The sequence below is a fragment of the Streptomyces sp. NPDC007346 genome (assembly GCF_040703535.1).
Taxonomy (GTDB): domain Bacteria; phylum Actinomycetota; class Actinomycetes; order Streptomycetales; family Streptomycetaceae; genus Streptomyces.
On the sequence record NZ_JBEYKR010000002.1, the window covers coordinates 103,497 to 120,262 of the forward strand.

The window sequence follows — 16,766 nt, forward strand, 5'->3', positions numbered from 1 at the left end:
TCAGGGGCACCGGGGGTCGGAGCACGTATGTCTGCTGTCGGTGGCATACCCCTAGCGGGCGGTCCGGCTCCGGCCGCGGCCCCCCGGCGTGACCTCCCGGGCCCGCTCGCCGTGGTGCGGGTGCTGCTCCTCGTCCTGCTCGGCGCGACGGTCCTCGGCGCGATCGGCCTCTCCGGCTCCGCGCTCGCCGCCGACGCCATGGGCGCCCAGGTGCTCGGCATCCTGCTCTACGCCTCCGCGCCCGGGGTGCTCTGCGCGCTGCTCGCCCGGCACCTGCGTACGGGCGGCCGGCGCGTCCGGTGGGGGATCGTCGCCGTCCAGCTCTGGCTGATCATCGGCGGCCTCGGCAACCTGGCGGACGGTTCGCCGGACGGGCTCACACAGCTGGTGCTGCCCGTCGTGATCCTGGTGCTGCTGAGCCGGGCGCGGAGCCGGGCGTGGTTCCTGCTGCCGCCCCGGGAGCGCGGGGAGCCGCCCAGGTTCTCGCTCCCGTACATGATCACCTGGCGCCGGGACCGGGGGCAGTCCGCGCTGGAGTACCTGGGCCTGGTCCTGATCGTCGTCGCGCTGATCGCGGCGCTGACGGTGGGGGGCCTCGGCGGCCGGATCACGGAGGGGCTCCAGTCGGCGATCTGCTCGCTGACCGGCAGCTCGTGCCCGGTCTCGGGCGGCAGCGGCTCGGTGGAGGCGGGGGACACGTCGGGCGGGACGGGGGCGGGCGGGGGCGGTTCGGCACAAGGGGCCGACGGGGGCGTCGACGGCGGTGCGTCCGAAGGGGCGTCCGGTAGCGCGTCCGGAAGTACGGACGCCGGGTCGACCGTCACGGGCGGTACGGGGACCTCCGGCGGCGACGCCACAGGCGGTACGGGCAACACGGGAAACACCGGCGGAACCGGCGGCACGGGCGGAACCGGCAGTCCAGGAGGCACGAGCGGAACCAGCGGCACGGGCGAGACCAGCGGCACGGGCGGAACCGGCGGCACCGGTGAAACCGGCGGCACGGGCGGCACCGGCAGTACAGGAGGCACCGGCGGCACCGGTGGCCCCGACGACGACGGGCGCCCCGGCACCGGCGAGGACACCTTCCCCGAGGACTACGAGGAGCCCGAGGCCGCCCACGACGTACCCGCCTCCGCCGAGGGGGACGGTGAAGGCGGCGGGGGAGAGAAGGCCGGTGAGCAGGAGGACTGCGGCGGCTGGGGCTTCTTCGGCTGCGCCTGGGACCGTACGACCCAGGTCTTCAAGGGCCTGGTGGTCGACGGCCTCTGGGGCGACATCTCCGGGATCATCGACCTGTTCAAGCCCGAGACCTGGGCCGGTCTCGCGGAGTACGGACGGCAGCTCGGCGACCGGTGGACGCAGGACTCCCAGGGCGCGGGCGACAAGTGGAGCGACGGCGACTACCTGGGCGCGCTCCTGGACTGGGGCAAGGCCTCCGTCAACACCGTGGTCACGGTCGGGGACGCCGTCTTCGTCGGGGACGAGGTCCGCGAGCGCTGGGACAACGGGGAGAAGACCCGGGCCGTCACCGATGTGATCTGGAACGTCGGATCGATCTTCATCCCCGGCTACAACGTCGCCAAGGTGGTCGGCAAGACCGGGAAGCTCGGCAAGGTCGGCAAGGTGGCCTCCGAGGTCGCGGACGCGGCGGGCGACGCGGGCGCGGCGGCCCGGCGGGCCCGCAAGGCGGCGGAGGCGGGGGACCTCGACGGCGTACGCAAGGCGGCGAAGGAGGCGGACGAGGCGGCGGACAGCGCCGAGGACGCGGCCCGCCGCACCGGCTGTGCCATCGCCTCCGGGCCACCGTCCGTGCGGTACGGGACCGGCGGAGTCGCCGGCTCCGGTACGGGGGTGCTGGCGGGCGGCTCCCCGGGTCGGGTGGTCCTGGCCGACGGCGGCTGCGACGAGGCGGCCAAGGCCGCGGCGGCGGAAGCCCGCAAACAGGAGCGGGCCGCGCACCTGGAGCAGAAGCGGCTGGAGGAGCCGGAGCGGGCGCGCAAGGCGGAGCTGGAGAAGAAGCAGTACCCCGAGCCCCGGCGCAACGACACCTCCGACCCGCGCAACTACAACCCGCCGTCCTGGGCGGACGACCTGAAGAGCCGCACGCTCGGCGACGTGGACGCGGGCGACGGCTACTGGGCGAGCCGGGACCGCAACCCCGCGCCCAACTGGAAGAACGAGTCCTGGCTCCGCTACCAGGAGCAGATCACCGGGACCAACCGGGGCCAGGAGTACGTCGTACCGCATCCGCGCGAGGGCAGGCCGGCGGTCGAGTACGACGGCTGGGACTCCTCCCGGCAGACGTATCTGGAGGCCAAGAACGGCTACGGCAGCTATCTGTCCAAGTCCGACCCCGGCACCCTCACCCCCTCCGGCAGGGAGAAGTTCGTGACCGAGGCCCGCGCCCAGGTGGAGGCGTCCGGCGGCAAGCCCGTGGAGTGGCACTTCTCCGACCCGGAGGTCGCGAAGGCGGCCCGCAGGACGTTCCGGGACGAGGGCCTGCCCGTCAAGGTGGTCCACAGCCCGACGAAACCCGGCGACAGCACCAGGAAGCCCGGGGCCTTCGACGGGTAGCCGAGTAGCCTGCACGCGTGGTGGCCCGGCCCCGGCCGGGCCACCGGGCGGAGCAGCCGGGCGACGAGGAGAGATCAGCATGCGACGTGTAGTGCGGGGCTTCTGGGGCCCGAGGCCGGAGCCGGTCGAGGCCCTGGCCGACCGGTGGCAGCAGACCCTGGACGGGCTCGCCGGACTGGTCCCGGAGGCGGCGGACGCCTGGAGCCAGGTCCACGGGAACGGGCCCGCCACCGCCTTCGCCGCCGAGGGGAGCGCCCTGCTCGGCGCGTTGCGCACCGCCCAGAGCGCGGCCGACTGGTCGGATCTGACGGGCACCGGGCTGCGGCTGGTCGGCACGGGGACGCCCGGCTGGGAGGCGGAGGTCAGCGGGCTGGCGGGCGGGCGGCCGGAGTTCCTGCTCCAGTCGCTCGCGATCGTCCTGCACGCCCCGGAGGAGGCCGTGGTCCCGGAGGAGGACGTCCTCGCGCTCCTCGCCCGGGTCTGGGAGCCGGACTTCGGCGATGTGAGCGACGACGACGTGCTGGACGCGCTGGAGGACGAGGCCGGGTTCTCGGCCGGTGACCCGGTCGTCGGCCGGACCGGCTACCTCTCGTCGGCCCGCGCCGCCCTCGTACCGGAGGATCTGGAGGTGGTCCGCCAGGAACTCCCCTCCGGCGGGGAGCTGTTGAGCATCGCGGCGCCCGGCGACAGCGCGGCGGTGGTTCGCGCGTACGTGCGGCTGCGGGAGGCGGGCGCGCTGGACCCGCTGCCCCGCCCGATGGACCGGGCCGTGCTGTGACCCCCGCGGCCGTGCGTGCGACCCGCCGGGCCGTGCCGTGACGTGCCGGGCGGGGGAGCCCTTCGTGCTGCCCCGTGCGGTGGCCGAGGTCGAGCGGCTCCTCGCCACCGCCGTACCGGCCACCGGCCCCACCGTCGCGGCGGGCGACCCCGTGACCGGCGAGTGGACCGCCACCGAGGGCGCGGGCTTCCGCATCGTGCCGCTCTGGGAGGGCGACCCGCTGACCGGGGTGTACGCCCCCGAGTGGAACGACGCCGAGGAGGCGGCCGAGGCTCATCTGGCCGCCCTGACCGAGGAATTGGACCGCCGCTGGGGCCCGCATGCCACGGTCCCTCTGTACGGGCCGCTGTTGACGTGGCAGGGCGGCGGCTCTCCCGTACAGCCGCTGTTCCAGGCGCTGTTCGCCGAGGACCTGTACGGGGACCTGACCGTCTGGGACCCGGTCGCCCCGAACGGCCGCTGGGCCGCGCTGACCGTCGGTCACAGCGACGGCGACGCACCGCTGGTGCTGGCCGCCCTGGTCGGTGAACGGACGGTGGCCCGGGAGCAGCCGGATGCGGGAAGCCGCTGACTCCGGAGCCGCGTCACCCACCGGCCCCGGAGCTGCGTCCCGCGTCGGCTCCGGAGCTGCCGCGTCCCCTGCCGGCTCCGGAGCTGCCGTGTCACCCGCCGGCTCTGGAGCTGCCGCCGGGCAGATCCTGCTCGGCCCAGACGACCTTTCCCTCGGGTGTCCGGCACGAGCCCCACCGGCGGCAGAGCATGTTGATCAGCTGGAGGCCGCGGCCGCCCTCGGAGCTGAGGGGGGCGTGCTGGATCTGGGGCAGGTCCGGCCCGATGTCCGAGACCTCGACGCACAGCCGGTCGTCGCGCAGCAGGCGGAGCCCGCTCGGCCCACCGCCGTAGCGCAGGGCGTTTCCGACGAGTTCGCTCACGACCAGTTCGGTGACGTCCACCAGTTCGGAGAGCGACCAGCTCTCCAGCTGTGCGCGGACCAGCCGGCGCGCCGCTCCGGCGGCCGACCCGTCCGCCGGGAGGGACCAGACGACCACTTCCGCCTCGGGCTGCGACAGGGCCTCCGCCATGAGCAGGACGGCGTCGTCGAAGCGCCCGCCGTCGCAGCTCTCGGTCCTGCTCCACGTCGCCTCGCAGCTCTCCGACAGAGCGGTCGGCGGGCCGTCGACCGCCGTCCGCAGGCGTTCCAGCAGCACATCGACGTCCTCGTGCCGGTTCTTGATCAGCCCGTCGGTGTACATCGCGATGCGGCTGCCTTCCGGCATCCGGGCCGTCACCTGGTCGTAGGGGATGACCCCCGCGCCCAGGGGCGCGCCCGGGGGCACGTCCAGGAGGGCGGCACGGCCGGCGGCGTCGATCACCAGGGGCGGCAGGTGCCCCGCGCTGGCCAGCCGGTACGTCCGCTCGGCGTGGTCGTAGACGGCGCACAGGCAGGTGGCGACCTGGTCCTCCTCCAGGTCGCGGGCCGCCAGGTCGAGCCGGGCCAGTACGCGTTCCGGTGCGATGTCCAGCCCCAGGAGCGTACGGGCCACGGAGCGCAGCCGGCCCATGGTCGCCGCGGCCGCCAGACCGTGGCCCATCACGTCTCCCACCACGAGGGCGGTGCGTCCGCTCGGCAGGGCCACCACGTCGAACCAGTCGCCGCCCACACCACCGGGGTCGACGGCGGGCCGGTAGCTCGACACGACCTGGAGGCCCGGTGTGGAGGGAGCGGCTCGGGGGAGCAGGGCGCGTTGCAGCGTGACGACGGCCGCGCGCTCACGCCCGTACAGACGGGCGTTGTCCACGAACACCGCGGCTTTCGTCGCCAGCTCGCACGCCAGGGCCAGGTCCGCGTGCGTGAACGCCGGCCGGTCTCCGCACCGGACGAAGTCGACGAGTCCCAGAAGGACACCACGTGAGACGAGGGGCAGCGCCAGGTAGCTGTGCACTCCCGCGCGACGCAGGGCGAGGGCGGCGTGCGGGGTGGGGGCGATGTGCTCGTACTGGTCCGGTGCGATCCGTCTCACCAGCACCGGCCGGCGCGTGGTCAGGCACTGATGGGCCACCTTGGAGGGGTTGACGGTGGTCAGCTCCCCCACCGGGTCCGGTTCGAGGTTCTGGAGCCGGTCGATCTGTGCCACGGCCATGGCCCGGGTCAGGGGCGCTCTCGCCGCTCCGCTCCGTTCCCCCTCGCCCCGGCGCAGGAGTGATTCCAGCAGGTCGACCGCAGCAGCGTCGGCCAGTCTCGGTACGGCGTAGTCGGCCAGTTCCTGGGCGGTCCGGTCCAGGTCGAGCGTGGTCCCGATGTGGTCGCCCGCCGCGTTGAGCCACTCCAGGCGGCGGGTGCCGCTCATCGCCGTGGCCGCGTCCACGGCGCGCCGGAGGAGCTGGGGGACGGGCAGGCGGTCGAGTACCGCCCTGAGGGGGGTGCCCGGCCGGCCCGGATGGTGGTCCACGTGCCACCCCTTCTCGCGTAGGGGGCATTCGGAGAGGCACTTCGATTGTGCCCGCACAGCGCCGGTCCGGCCTCCGGAGGCCCCGACGGGGTGAGGACCGGTCCGAAGCTCACGACCTGGTCTTTCGTGGTGAGTGAACGGGAGGGGAGCGGCGCCGCCCGCCAGACGCGCACCGGCCCGGAGGCGACGAGGCCGACCACGTCCGCGCCCCGGATGTTCCACCGGCGTCCGGCCGGGCAGGCCGTCGGGGCCGGCCGCCCCGCCCCGCCGCCCCGCTCCTTCACTCGGGGGAGCGCGGACCGTGGTGAACGGGTCCCTCGGCCGGATCCCTCGGGTGTCCGAGGCCGCTGGTAAGGTCCTTCGACGGTGGCCGTCGTGTGATGGAGAGGGTTCCATGAAGCTGCTTCCCCTGTTCCTCCGACGGCCCATCGAAGCGGTGTACGAGCGCCGGCTGGCCACCACCCTGGTGGGGCTGCCGCGCCCCCAGCACGTCGGCATCATGGTCGACGGCAACCGGCGCTGGGCCCGGAAGGCCGGGCACACGGACGTCCGGGAGGGGTACCGGGCGGGCGGCGCCAAGGTGACCACGTTCCTGGGCTGGTGCTCGGCCGCCGGGATCGAGCACGTGACCCTCTTCATGCTCTCCGACGACAACCTGGGCCGCCCCGCCGAGGAGCTGGGCCCGCTGATCGAGGTCATCGAGGAGACCGTCCGGGACATCACCGCCGAGGGCCGGAGCTGGGAGGTCCAGGTGATCGGCTCGCTCGACATGCTGCCCGGCACCAGCGCCCAGGTCCTCAAGGAGGCCACCGCCGCGACGACCGGGCGCGGGGGCCTCAAGGTGGACGTGGCGGTCGGCTACGGGGGCCGGCGCGAGATCGTCGACGCCGTGAAGCGGGCCTTCGAGGAGCACATGGCGGCCGGCGGCGACCCGGCCGAACTGGCCGCACGCTTCGACATCGACGACATCTCCCGCCACCTCTACTCGCCGATCGCCGACCACACCGACTTCATCATCCGCACCTCCGGCGAGCAGCGGCTCTCCGGCTTCCTGCTCTGGCAGTCCGCCTACGCCGAGATGCACTGGGTGGACTGCTACTGGCCGGCCTTCCGGCGCGTGGACTTCCTGCGCGCCCTGCGCTCGTACGCGAACCGGGAGCGCCGCTTCGGCAAGTGACGGGCGCGCGGCGGCGAGACCCGCAACCGCCGCCTACAGCCGAGCCCCCTTCAGCGCCATGTGCAGCAGCAGCCGGTCCTCGCCGTCGTTCAGGTCGAGGCCGGTGATCTGCTCGATCCGGGAGAGGCGGTAGTACAGCGTCTGGCGGTGGATGCCCAGCTCGGCCGCCGTCCGGCTCGCCTGGCCCGCGCAGTCCAAGAACGCCTCCGCCGTGTGCGCCAGCTCCTTGTGCAGCGGGGTCAGCAGCGAGGCGACCGCCGGGTCGGCCGGGTCCGTGCCGGTGCCCGGGAGGGCGGTGAGCAGGCGGTACGGGCCGATGGCCGACCAGCGGGCGACCGGGCCGAAGCGGGTCTCGGCGCGGGCCGCGCGCGCCGCCGCCGTGGCCTCGCGCCAGGAGTCCGGCAGGGCGTCCAGGCCCCGGCGGGGAGCCGCGATCCCCCCGGTGGCCCCCGGGCCCGCCCCCGTACGCAGCCGGTCCGCGGCGCCCAGCGCCGGGTCCAGGCGGTCCACCGAGCGCAGCCGGATCAGCGCGGCCAGTGAAACGGGCCCTCCGCCCCCCGACCCGGAGAACCCCGACCCGGAGAACCCCGACCCGGAGAACCCAGGCCCGGAGGACCCCGACCCGGAGAACCCCGGCGCGGGCACCGTCGCCAGAGCGGCCACCGAGGCCACGCCCCGTACCGACGGGGTGTCGTCGGCGGCCCACGGCGTCACGCACACCACCGTGTGCAGCCCCTCCGCGTCCTGGCCCAGCGCCTCCCGCAGCGCGGCGACCGCCGTGTCGTGCTGCCGCCCGTGCCCGGCCGTGAGGACCGCGCCGAACTCCCGCGAGAGGTCCGCGCCCGCCCGCGCCTCGTCGGCGAGGAGCGCCCCGATCCGGGCGGCGACCTCCATCGCGGCGGTCAGCTGGTCGTCGGTCGGCCCGGGGTCGGTGTCGAGCAGCCAGACGTAACCGAGGACGACGCCCCGGTGGCGTACCGGAAGGCAGACCCGGTCCCGGAAGACCCCGGCCTCCGGGGCGGCGGGGATGCGGACCGGGCCGGTCGCCCGGGTGATGCCGAACCCCTCGAACCAGGCGCGGACGGCGGGGGTGGAGCGGCGGGTCAGGATCGAGCGGGTGCGGACCGGGTCCATCGCGGTGTCGTCGTCGCTGTCGTGGGCCCCGAAGGCGACCAGGCCGAAATCGCGGTTCTCCAGGGTGGCGGGGGCGCCGAGGAGGGCGGAGATCTCGTCGACCAGTTCCTGGTAATCGCCTGTCACTCGGCCATTCTCGCACCCCTCCCCACCTTTCTTCAGACAGATGTCTGAGATGGCGGCCACGGATGCGTGACAGGTGTCGATGGCACAGCGCCGGGGCGGTGCCTAGATTTCACAGTGGTTATCCGTGCCGTACCGGTCTGTTCATGCCCGTTCACATACGTTCGTGTACCTGCTGTTACGCCCCCTGGTCCGTACATTCGTGGAGGTACCCCGTGCTGGGTCCCGTGATTCTCGCCGCGTCCCGCAGCGACAAGATGCGCCGGTTCGTCTCGGCCGCGCCCGGCACCAAGCAGGTCGTCGACCGCTTCATCGCCGGCGAGAGCGTCGACCAGGTCGTGCCGATCGTCGAGGACGCCGCCGACAAGGGGCTGGAGGTCACGCTCGACGTCGTCGGCGAGGACATCACCACCCCCGCGCAGGCCGAGGCCGCCCGCGACGCCTACCTGGAGCTGATCGAGCGCCTGAAGGTCCTGGACCTGGGCCCGCGCGCCGAGATGTCCGTCAAGCTGTCGATGTTCGGGCAAGCGCTGGAGGGCGGCCACGAGCTGGCCCTCGCCAACGTGCGCCCGGTCGTCGAGGCGGCGGCCGCCATCGGCACCACGGTCACCCTGGACGCCGAGGACCACACCACCCTCGACTCGATGTTCGCCATCCACGAGGAGCTGCGGAAGGACTTCCCGGAGACCGGCTGCGTCATCCAGTCCTACCTCTTCCGCACGGAGGACGACGCCCGCCGCCTGGCCGCCGCCGGCAGCCGCGTACGCATCGTGAAGGGCGCCTACAAGGAGCCCGCCTCCGTCGCGTACCAGGACAAGGCCGAGATCGACAAGGCGTACGTCCGGATCGTCAGGATCCTGATGGAGGGCGAGGGCTACCCGATGATCGGGTCGCACGACCCCCGTCTCATCGCCATCGCCCAGGAGCTGGGCCGCCAGGCCGGGCGCAAACTGGACGAGTACGAGTTCCAGATGCTGTACGGCATCCGCAGCGACGAGCACATCCGGCTCGCGGCCGAGGGCCACCGGATGCGCGTCTACACGGCCTACGGCACCGACTGGTACGGATATTTCATGCGCCGCCTCGCGGAGAAGCCGGCCAACCTGCTGTTCTTCGGCCGCTCGATCCTCACCAAGGGCTGATCCGGCCCCCGGGCCGAACCACATCCCCGCCGACACCAAGGAGACAAGGCACTCATGGACGCCGTCACCCAGGTCCCCGCGCCGGTCAACGAGCCGGTCCACTCCTACGCCCCGGGCTCCCCGGAGCGCGCCCGTCTGGAGGAGAAGCTCAAGGAGCTCAGCCAGAACCCGATCGACCTGCCGATGACCATCGGCGGCGAGAAGCGCATGGGCGGCGGCGAGCGCGTGAACGTCGTACAGCCGCACAACCACCAGGCCGTCCTCGGCACCTTCGCCGGCGCCACCGAGCAGGACGCCCAGGACGCCGTCGACGCGGCCCTGGCCGCCGCTCCGGCCTGGCGCGCGCTGTCCTTCGACGACCGCGCGGCGATCATCCTGCGCGCCGCCGAGCTGCTGGCGGGCCCCTGGCGCGAGACGCTGGCCGCCTCCACCATGCTCGGCCAGTCCAAGACCGCCCAGCAGGCCGAGATCGACACTCCCTGCGAGCTCATCGACTTCTGGCGCTTCAACGTGCACTACGCGCGTCAGATGCTCGCCGAGCAGCCCCCGGCGAACTCCCCGGGCGTGTGGAACCGTATGGACCACCGCCCGCTGGAGGGCTTCGTCTACGCGATCACGCCGTTCAACTTCACGGCCATCGCGGGCAACCTCCCCACCGCCCCCGCCCTCATGGGCAACGTCGTGGTGTGGAAGCCGTCCCCGACCCAGACCCACGCCGCCGTGCTGCTGATGCAGCTCCTGGAGGAGGCCGGTCTGCCCAAGGGCGTCATCAACCTGGTCACCGGCGACGGCAAGGCCGTCTCCGAGGTGGCGCTGAACCACCGCGACCTGGCCGGTATCCACTTCACCGGCTCGACCCCCACCTTCCAGCACCTGTGGAAGACGGTCGGCAACAACATCGCCACGTACCGCACCTACCCGCGGCTCGTCGGCGAGACCGGCGGCAAGGACTTCGTCGTCGCGCACCCCAGCGCCGACCGCGCCGTGCTGAAGACCGCGCTCACCCGCGGCTCCTTCGAGTTCCAGGGCCAGAAGTGCTCCGCGTCCTCGCGCGCGTACGTCCCCGCCTCCATCTGGAACTCCGGTTTCAAGGAGGAGTTCGCGGCCGAGGTCGACTCCATCAAGATGGGCGACGTCACCGACCTGACGAACTTCATCGGGGCCGTCATCGACGAGCGCTCGTTCGCCAAGAACAAGGCCGCGATCGACCGCGCGAAGTCCGACGCGGCGTGCACGATCGTCGCGGGCGGCACCTACGACGACTCGGTGGGCTACTTCGTCCGCCCGACCGTCATCGAGTGCTCCGACCCCGAGAACGAGGTCTTCACGACCGAGTACTTCGGCCCGATCCTCGCGGTCCACGTGTACGAGGACGACCAGTACGACGCCATGCTGGAGCAGATGGAGTCGGTCTCCGACTACGCGCTGACCGGCTCGGTCATCGCGGGCGACCGCGCGGCCGCCGCGTACACGATGGACAAGCTCCGCTACGCCGCGGGCAACTTCTACATCAACGACAAGTCGACCGGCGCCGTCGTCGGCCAGCAGCCCTTCGGCGGCGGCCGTGCCTCGGGCACCAACGACAAGGCGGGCGCCCCGCAGAACCTCCAGCGCTGGACCCTGACCCGGGCCATCAAGGAGACCCTGGTCCCGCCGACCGAGTACACCTACCCCCACCAGGGCTGATACCCCTCCCCGGGGCGCCGCAGCACGACGCCCCGGGCCCAGGGGCTCCCCGGAGCCCTCTTCGAGCACCGCCCCCCGACCGGTCCCCCAACCGGCCGGGGGGCGGTTTCCATGCACGTCCACGTGCATGCATGTACCTCTATGCGAGGTCAGGCGCGTCTCTGTGGGTTCAGGCGCGTACGGGTGCGCCTGCGTACGGGGTCGCCGGCGGGGCGTCCGCCGACGCGAGGCGGACCCTCAGATCTCCACCAGCACCTGGTCCAGCGACTTGCGCACCAGGTCGGGGACCTCGCAGTCGTCGGCGGGATGGCCGACGGGGATCACGGCGAACGCCTTCTCGTTCTCCGGCCGGCCCAGCACCTCGCCGAGGAAGCGCATCGGGCTCGGGGTGTGGATCAGCGCGGCGAGCCCCGACAGGTGCAGGGCGCTGAGCAGCATCCCCACCGCGATGCCGACCGACTCGTCGACGTAGTAGTGCTTGCGCTTGGTGCCGTCCTCGCCCAGCCAGTAACGCTGCTGGAACACCACGATCAGGGCGGGGGCGTCCGTCATGTGGGCCTTGACCGCGTCGGTGCCCAGCGGGCGCAGCGCGGCGAGCCACTCCTCGCCGAGCCGCCCGTCGTAGCTCAGCTTCTCCTCGTGCTCGGCGGCCTCCCGGATCCGGCGGCGCACCTCGGGGTCCTTGACCAGGACGAAGGTCCACGGCTGCTGGTGGGCGCCGGAGGGGGCGGTGGCCGCGCACGCGATGGCGTCGCGCAGCACCTGCTCGGGGACCGGGTCGGGGGAGAAGGCGCGGACGGTCCTGCGCTCGTCCATGCGCTCCCGCAGCCGGGCGGCGCGGGCGAGGGACTCCTCGGGGGCGGTCCTCGCGGGGCGGTAGGGGGTGGGGCGGTACGGGTCGCCATGGGTGGGCGACCACTGCTGGGGTGCGGGTGTCGTGTCGGACATGGGCGCAGTGTGCGCGGCGGGGACGGCGGGGGGAAGCGGGGCTTCGGACAGGACGGGCACGGGTCCCGGTCAGTGTCCGGTGACCGGAACCGCCTGTCCGCCCGCCCGTTCGCCTGTCTGTCTCTGTCTGCCTTCTCTGTTTGTCTGCCCGCTTGTCCTCCTGCCTGCCTGCCGCCCGTTCGCTTGCTCGCCGGCGGGTCTCGGGGTGCGCGGATCAACTCCCTCCGGGACACGCGGTCTTGTGAGTTAGGTAATGTCCATGTCAAATTCCTTCTCGGTACGTCCCCACACGTCACCCGAGAAGGAGTTCCCCCATGAGACGCGACTCCCGTGCCCGCCTGGGCCTTTCCCTGCTGCTCGTCGCCGGCGCCCTCGGCCTCGGCGCGGCTCCCGCCACCGCGGCCGACGTCCACTCCGCCACCCCCACCACCGCGGCGATACCCTCCGCCTCCGCGTACGCGCTCGACGCCGCCGTCGAACGCACGCTGGGCGCCGACACCGCCGGAACCTACCTCGACTCCAGGACCGGGAACCTCGTCGTCACCGTCACCACCGACCGGGCCGAGGAGCAGGCCCGAGCCGCCGGGGCCACTGTGCGCCGGGTGGCCCGCAGCGCCGCCCAGCTCGACGCCGCGATGGAGACCCTGGAGGCCGAGGCGAAGATCACCGGGACCTCCTGGGGTGTCGACCCGCGCACCAACCAGGTCGTCGTCGAGGCCGATTCCTCCGTCTCCGTACGGGACATGGCCCGCATCGAAGCCGTCGCCGAGCGGCTCGACGGTGCGGTCGCCATCAAGCGCGTACCCGGCGAGTTCCGCCGCGAAGTGCTCGGCGGTGGAGCCATCTACGGCGGCGGCAGCCGCTGCTCGGCCGCCTTCAACGTCACCAAGGGCGGGGCACGTTACTTCGTGACCGCCGGGCACTGCACCAACCTCTCCGCCAACTGGTCGGCCAGTTCGGGCGGTTCGGTCATCGGCGTCCGCGAGGGCACCAGCTTCCCGACCAACGACTACGGCATCGTCCGCTACACCGACGGTTCCTCGCCCGCCGGAACCGTCGACCTCTACAACGGCTCCACCCAGGACATCACCTCCGCCGCCAACGCCGTCGTCGGCCAGGCGATCCGCAAGAGCGGCTCCACCACCCAGGTGACCTCCGGCACCGTCACCGCCGTCAACGTCACCGTGAACTACGGTGACGGGCCTGTCCACGGCATGGTCCGCACCACCGCCTGCTCCGCCGGAGGAGACAGCGGCGGCGCCCACTTCGCCGGCTCCGTCGCCCTCGGCATCCACTCCGGCAGCTCCGGCTGCTCGGGCACGAGCGGCTCGGCCATCCACCAGCCGGTGGTGGAGGCGCTCTCGGCGTACGGCGTCACGGTGTACTGAGCCACTGCCCGCCCCCCGGCCCGCAGCCCGCCCGGACCACCGCGCACCTCGGTCCGGGCGGGCCCCGGCCGTGTCCCGCATCGCCCCTGCGTGCCTGGTCGGAGCGGGCCCCTGGGAAACTGGGATCATGACCGAGCCCCCCGCGGTGCGCGCCGCCCACACCTATGAGCTGACCGCGGCTGTACGGGACGAGATCCGCACCCTGCTGGACACCGCCTTCGACGGCGGCTTCGGCGACGACGACTGGGAACACTGCCTCGGCGGCGTCCACGCCCTGGTGCGCGACACCGGCGGGCTCCTGATCGCCCACGGCTCCGTCGTCCAGCGCCGGGTGCTCCACGACGGCCGCTCGCTGCGCGCCGGGTACGTCGAAGCCGTCGCCGTCCGCCCCGGCCGCCGCCGCCAGGGGCTCGGCCACCGGGTGATGGCCGCGCTGGAACGGGTCGTCGACGGGGCGTACGAGTTCGGCGCCCTGTCCGCCTCCGACGCGGGCGCGGCGCTGTACGCGGCGCGCGGCTGGCAGGTGTGGCCGGGGAGCCTCGCCGCCCTCGGCCCGCAGGGGACCCTCGCGCTGCCGCAGGAGGAGGGCAGCACCTACGTCCGCCCGGCCGCCGGCCACGCGCTGCCGGCGGCCGGCCGCCCGCTCGTCTTCGACTGGCGCGAGGGCGACTTGCTCCGACGGCGGCTTGCTCTGACGCCGAACTGCTCCGACGGCGGCCTGCTCCGACGCCCATCTGCTCCGACGGCGGCCTGCTCCGACTGCGGCCTACTCTGACAGCGGCCTGCTCCCACGGCGACGTGCGCTCACGGTGACGTGCACTCCCGGTGATCCGCTGCGACGGTGGTCCGCCGTGGAGCGCGGGGAGGGGGGCAACTCCCCGCCGGGCGGGCTCAGTCGGCGACCCGGATCAGCATCTTCCCGGTGTTCTCGCCCCGCAGCATCCCGAGGAACCCCTCCACCGTCCGCTCGAATCCGTCCACCACCGTGACATCGGGCACGACCACTCCGCTCCGCACATGCGGGACCAGGAAGTCCTCCAACTCCTGCTGCACGTCACGGTGGTTGCGTACCATCACCCCTTCCAGGCGCAGGCTCTTCTCCACGATGTCGAACAGGTTGCGCGGGGCGGCCGGCGGCTCGTGCGCCGAGTGGTACTGGGCGATGGCCCCGACCCACGCGATCCGCCCGTGCTCGCGGAGCACCGAGATCGCGCCCTCCAGATGGTCCCCGCCGACGTTGTCGACGTAGGCGTCGATGCCGTCCGGGGCCGCCTTCGCCAGCAGCTCCCCGACCGGCCCGTCGTGGTAGTCGAACGCCGCGTCGAAGCCGAGCTCCCCGGTCAGCCGGGCCACCTTCGCGGGCGTTCCCGCGCTGCCGACGACCCGGCCGGCGCCGAGCAGCCGGGCGATACGTCCCACCGCCGTACCGACCCCGCCCGCCGCCGCCGAGACGAAGAGATCCTGACCAGCCCGGAACTCCAGCGTCCGGGTGAGCGCCACATAGGCGGTGAGCCCGGTACCGCCGAGGATCGACATGTACGCGGTGAGCGGGACCCCGTCGTACGCGGGCACCTTCCGCACCCCGGTCCCGCCCGGCGCCACCACGGCGTGGGTCCGCCACCCCTCGCGGTGCAGGACGAGGTCGCCCTCCGCGAGGCCGGGGGCGCGGGAGGCCGTCACCCGGCCGAGGGCGCGGCCCTCCAGCGGGACGCCCAGCTCCCAGCCGCCGTCCATCTCCTCGCGGTGGTACGGGTCCACGGAGAGGTAGAGGTTCTCCACCACGGCCTCCCCGGGAGCGGGATCCGGCACGGGCGACGTGGCGACGGAGAAGAGATCCGCCGTCGGGAAGCCGTGCGGGCGGGCGGCGAGGTGGAGGGTGCGGGAGGTGGGGGCGGTGCGGCCGGTGCGCTGTGTCGTCATGCTGCTGACGGTAGAAGGGAACGCGGTGGCCGGGCAGGGGGTCGCGTCGATGGAAGAATCGTTTCCATGAGCAGCTTTCATGGGTCTTCGGTGTCTCGTCCGGTCGAGGGTGCGGGACGGGCCCCGCGATGACCGACCTCGCCCCGCACGAGCTTCGCGTCATCGTCGCCGTCGCCGAGGCGCGCGGGTTCTCCGCCGCCGCCCGGGGCCTCGGCATGACCCAGTCCGCCGTCTCCCACTCCGTCCGCACCAGCGAGCGCCGGATCGGCGCCGTGCTCTTCGAGCGCGGCCGCCGGGGCGCCACGCCGACCCCGGCCGGTGAGGTGGCCGCCGCTCACGCCCGGCGCGTCCTGCGGCTGCTCGACGTGATGGGCGCCGAGGCGCGGGGCATCGCCGCAGGCCCCGCCGGATCGGACACCGTGAGCGGCCCGCTGCGGATCGCCGCGTTCCGCAGCGCGGCCCTGCACCTGCTGCCGCCGGCCCTGGAGCGCCTCGCGGCCCGCCACCCCGGCATCGAGCCGGTGGTGCGGATGGTGCGTGAAGTGGGGCCGGGCACGGCCGGTGAGGTGCTGGAGGGACGGGCCGACCTGGCCGTCGCGACGATCGGGACCACCTCGCCCGTGCCACCCGGGCTGACCGGCGGCGTACTCCTGGAGGAGGAGTACGCCCTGGTGCACCCGGCCGGGCACCCCGCGCCCCGGACGCTGCCGCTGGTCGACTGGGACGAGAACTGCACCTCGTACACGCGTGACTGGTGGGCGGCCCAGACATGGCTGCCCCGGGCGACGGTGCAGGCGGAGGACGACGGAGCGGTGCTCTCGATGGTGTCCCGTGGTCTCGGCATGGCGATCATGCCCGGTCTGTCCCTGTACGGAGCACCCGACGGAATCGAGATCACCGCTCTCGGACCCGACCGCCCCACCCGCTCGATCGGCTATCTCACCACTCCTGAGCAGGCACGATCCCTCGCCGTAAGGGCGCTGATCCGGGAGCTGCGAGCCGAGCGCGGGGGAGCGGCCGTCTCAGATAGTAGGAAGTCCGACTAACTGTAGAGACAGAGCGGCCCGACTGTCCTAGCTTTGTAGGAGCCGAACGAATCGCTCGATCGAGCGACTGTGGCGGTTGCGGGCGCACGCCTTGAGGCAGGTAACCCCTGCGGCGTACGCTCCCCGCCCCTTCCGGCACCTCGAAATCCGATCCCGGCCCGGCCTCGGCGCCGCACCGCGATGTGCGGCCTGCCCCCGGCATCCATGCGATCTCAAGGAGTCGATCCATCATGGCCAACACCACCACCCGCCGCGTCCGTCACTCCTCCCGCCAGGCCGAGGCCGAGCGCAAGAACGCCGCCGCCGCCCTCCAGCGCGCCCTCGACCGCCGGGACAACGGCGGCGCGACCGGCCACTGAGCCGCCGCGACGGCCGCGCAGAGGCCCGCCCGCACGCACCG

At 73.3% G+C, this 16,766-nt stretch carries 13 protein-coding genes and 1 pseudogene; 10 read left to right on the top strand and 4 right to left on the bottom strand.

Features of this window, described 5'->3' with window-relative positions:
• Positions 1-27: 27 nt before the first annotated feature.
• The 3 genes from AB0917_RS01270 (at position 28) to AB0917_RS01280 (ending at position 3,923) form a co-directional block, all read left to right on the top strand.
• Positions 28-2,574, top strand: a complete 2,547-nt coding sequence (locus AB0917_RS01270) for a Tox-REase-5 domain-containing protein (protein ID WP_366817354.1) — start codon at positions 28-30, stop codon at positions 2,572-2,574.
• A gap of 79 nt (positions 2,575-2,653) precedes the next feature.
• A complete protein-coding gene (locus AB0917_RS01275) occupies positions 2,654-3,352 on the top strand; it encodes a hypothetical protein (RefSeq protein ID WP_366817355.1) in 699 nt (232 codons plus the stop codon).
• Positions 3,353-3,389: 37 nt separating this feature from the next.
• On the top strand, positions 3,390-3,923 hold the full coding sequence (locus tag AB0917_RS01280) for a hypothetical protein (protein WP_366817356.1): 534 nt from the start codon (positions 3,390-3,392) through the stop codon (positions 3,921-3,923).
• Between the two features lie 91 nt (positions 3,924-4,014).
• On the opposite strand, the gene AB0917_RS01285 is transcribed toward AB0917_RS01280, so the two are convergent.
• A complete protein-coding gene (locus AB0917_RS01285; RefSeq protein ID WP_366817405.1) occupies positions 4,015-5,700 on the bottom strand; it encodes a SpoIIE family protein phosphatase in 1,686 nt (561 codons plus the stop codon).
• A 496-nt stretch (positions 5,701-6,196) separates the two neighbouring features.
• Between AB0917_RS01285 and AB0917_RS01290 the strand changes: the two genes are divergently transcribed.
• The gene (locus AB0917_RS01290) at positions 6,197-6,979 is read left to right on the top strand and encodes an isoprenyl transferase (protein ID WP_366817357.1); all 783 of its coding nucleotides are present in this window, start codon (positions 6,197-6,199) and stop codon (positions 6,977-6,979) included.
• Positions 6,980-7,012: 33 nt separating this feature from the next.
• Here AB0917_RS01290 and AB0917_RS01295 read toward each other — a convergent pair whose 3' ends face one another.
• On the bottom strand, positions 7,013-8,239 hold the full coding sequence (locus AB0917_RS01295; protein WP_366817358.1) for a helix-turn-helix domain-containing protein: 1,227 nt from the start codon (positions 8,237-8,239) through the stop codon (positions 7,013-7,015).
• 212 nt (positions 8,240-8,451) lie between these two features.
• On the opposite strand from AB0917_RS01295, the gene AB0917_RS01300 reads away from it, so the two are divergent.
• Both AB0917_RS01300 and pruA read left to right on the top strand, forming a co-directional pair.
• Entirely contained in the window at positions 8,452-9,378 is a 927-nt protein-coding gene (locus tag AB0917_RS01300) for a proline dehydrogenase family protein (RefSeq protein WP_366817359.1), read from the top strand.
• Positions 9,379-9,432: 54 nt separating this feature from the next.
• Positions 9,433-11,064, top strand: coding sequence for an L-glutamate gamma-semialdehyde dehydrogenase (pruA, locus tag AB0917_RS01305; protein WP_366817360.1), 1,632 nt, complete (start codon positions 9,433-9,435; stop codon positions 11,062-11,064).
• A gap of 237 nt (positions 11,065-11,301) precedes the next feature.
• Here pruA and AB0917_RS01310 read toward each other — a convergent pair whose 3' ends face one another.
• Entirely contained in the window at positions 11,302-12,012 is a 711-nt protein-coding gene (locus AB0917_RS01310; RefSeq protein WP_366817361.1) for a nitroreductase family protein, read from the bottom strand.
• A 314-nt stretch (positions 12,013-12,326) separates the two neighbouring features.
• On the opposite strand from AB0917_RS01310, the gene AB0917_RS01315 reads away from it, so the two are divergent.
• Together AB0917_RS01315 and AB0917_RS01320 are read left to right on the top strand one after the other, a co-directional pair.
• Complete coding sequence (locus AB0917_RS01315) at positions 12,327-13,400, top strand: S1 family peptidase (protein WP_366817362.1); 1,074 nt, start codon at positions 12,327-12,329, stop codon at positions 13,398-13,400.
• A gap of 127 nt (positions 13,401-13,527) precedes the next feature.
• Positions 13,528-14,076 (top strand): annotated as a pseudogene (locus tag AB0917_RS01320) (GNAT family N-acetyltransferase); the annotation flags it as partial.
• 215 nt (positions 14,077-14,291) lie between these two features.
• Here the strand turns inward: AB0917_RS01320 and AB0917_RS01325 are convergent.
• The gene (locus tag AB0917_RS01325; protein WP_366817363.1) at positions 14,292-15,320 is read right to left on the bottom strand and encodes an NADP-dependent oxidoreductase; all 1,029 of its coding nucleotides are present in this window, start codon (positions 15,318-15,320) and stop codon (positions 14,292-14,294) included.
• A 128-nt stretch (positions 15,321-15,448) separates the two neighbouring features.
• On the opposite strand from AB0917_RS01325, the gene AB0917_RS01330 reads away from it, so the two are divergent.
• Positions 15,449-16,366, top strand: a complete 918-nt coding sequence (locus AB0917_RS01330; RefSeq protein WP_366817364.1) for a LysR family transcriptional regulator — start codon at positions 15,449-15,451, stop codon at positions 16,364-16,366.
• 230 nt (positions 16,367-16,596) lie between these two features.
• On the top strand, positions 16,597-16,725 hold the full coding sequence (locus AB0917_RS01335; RefSeq protein ID WP_093692577.1) for a hypothetical protein: 129 nt from the start codon (positions 16,597-16,599) through the stop codon (positions 16,723-16,725).
• Positions 16,726-16,766: the final 41 nt, after the last annotated feature.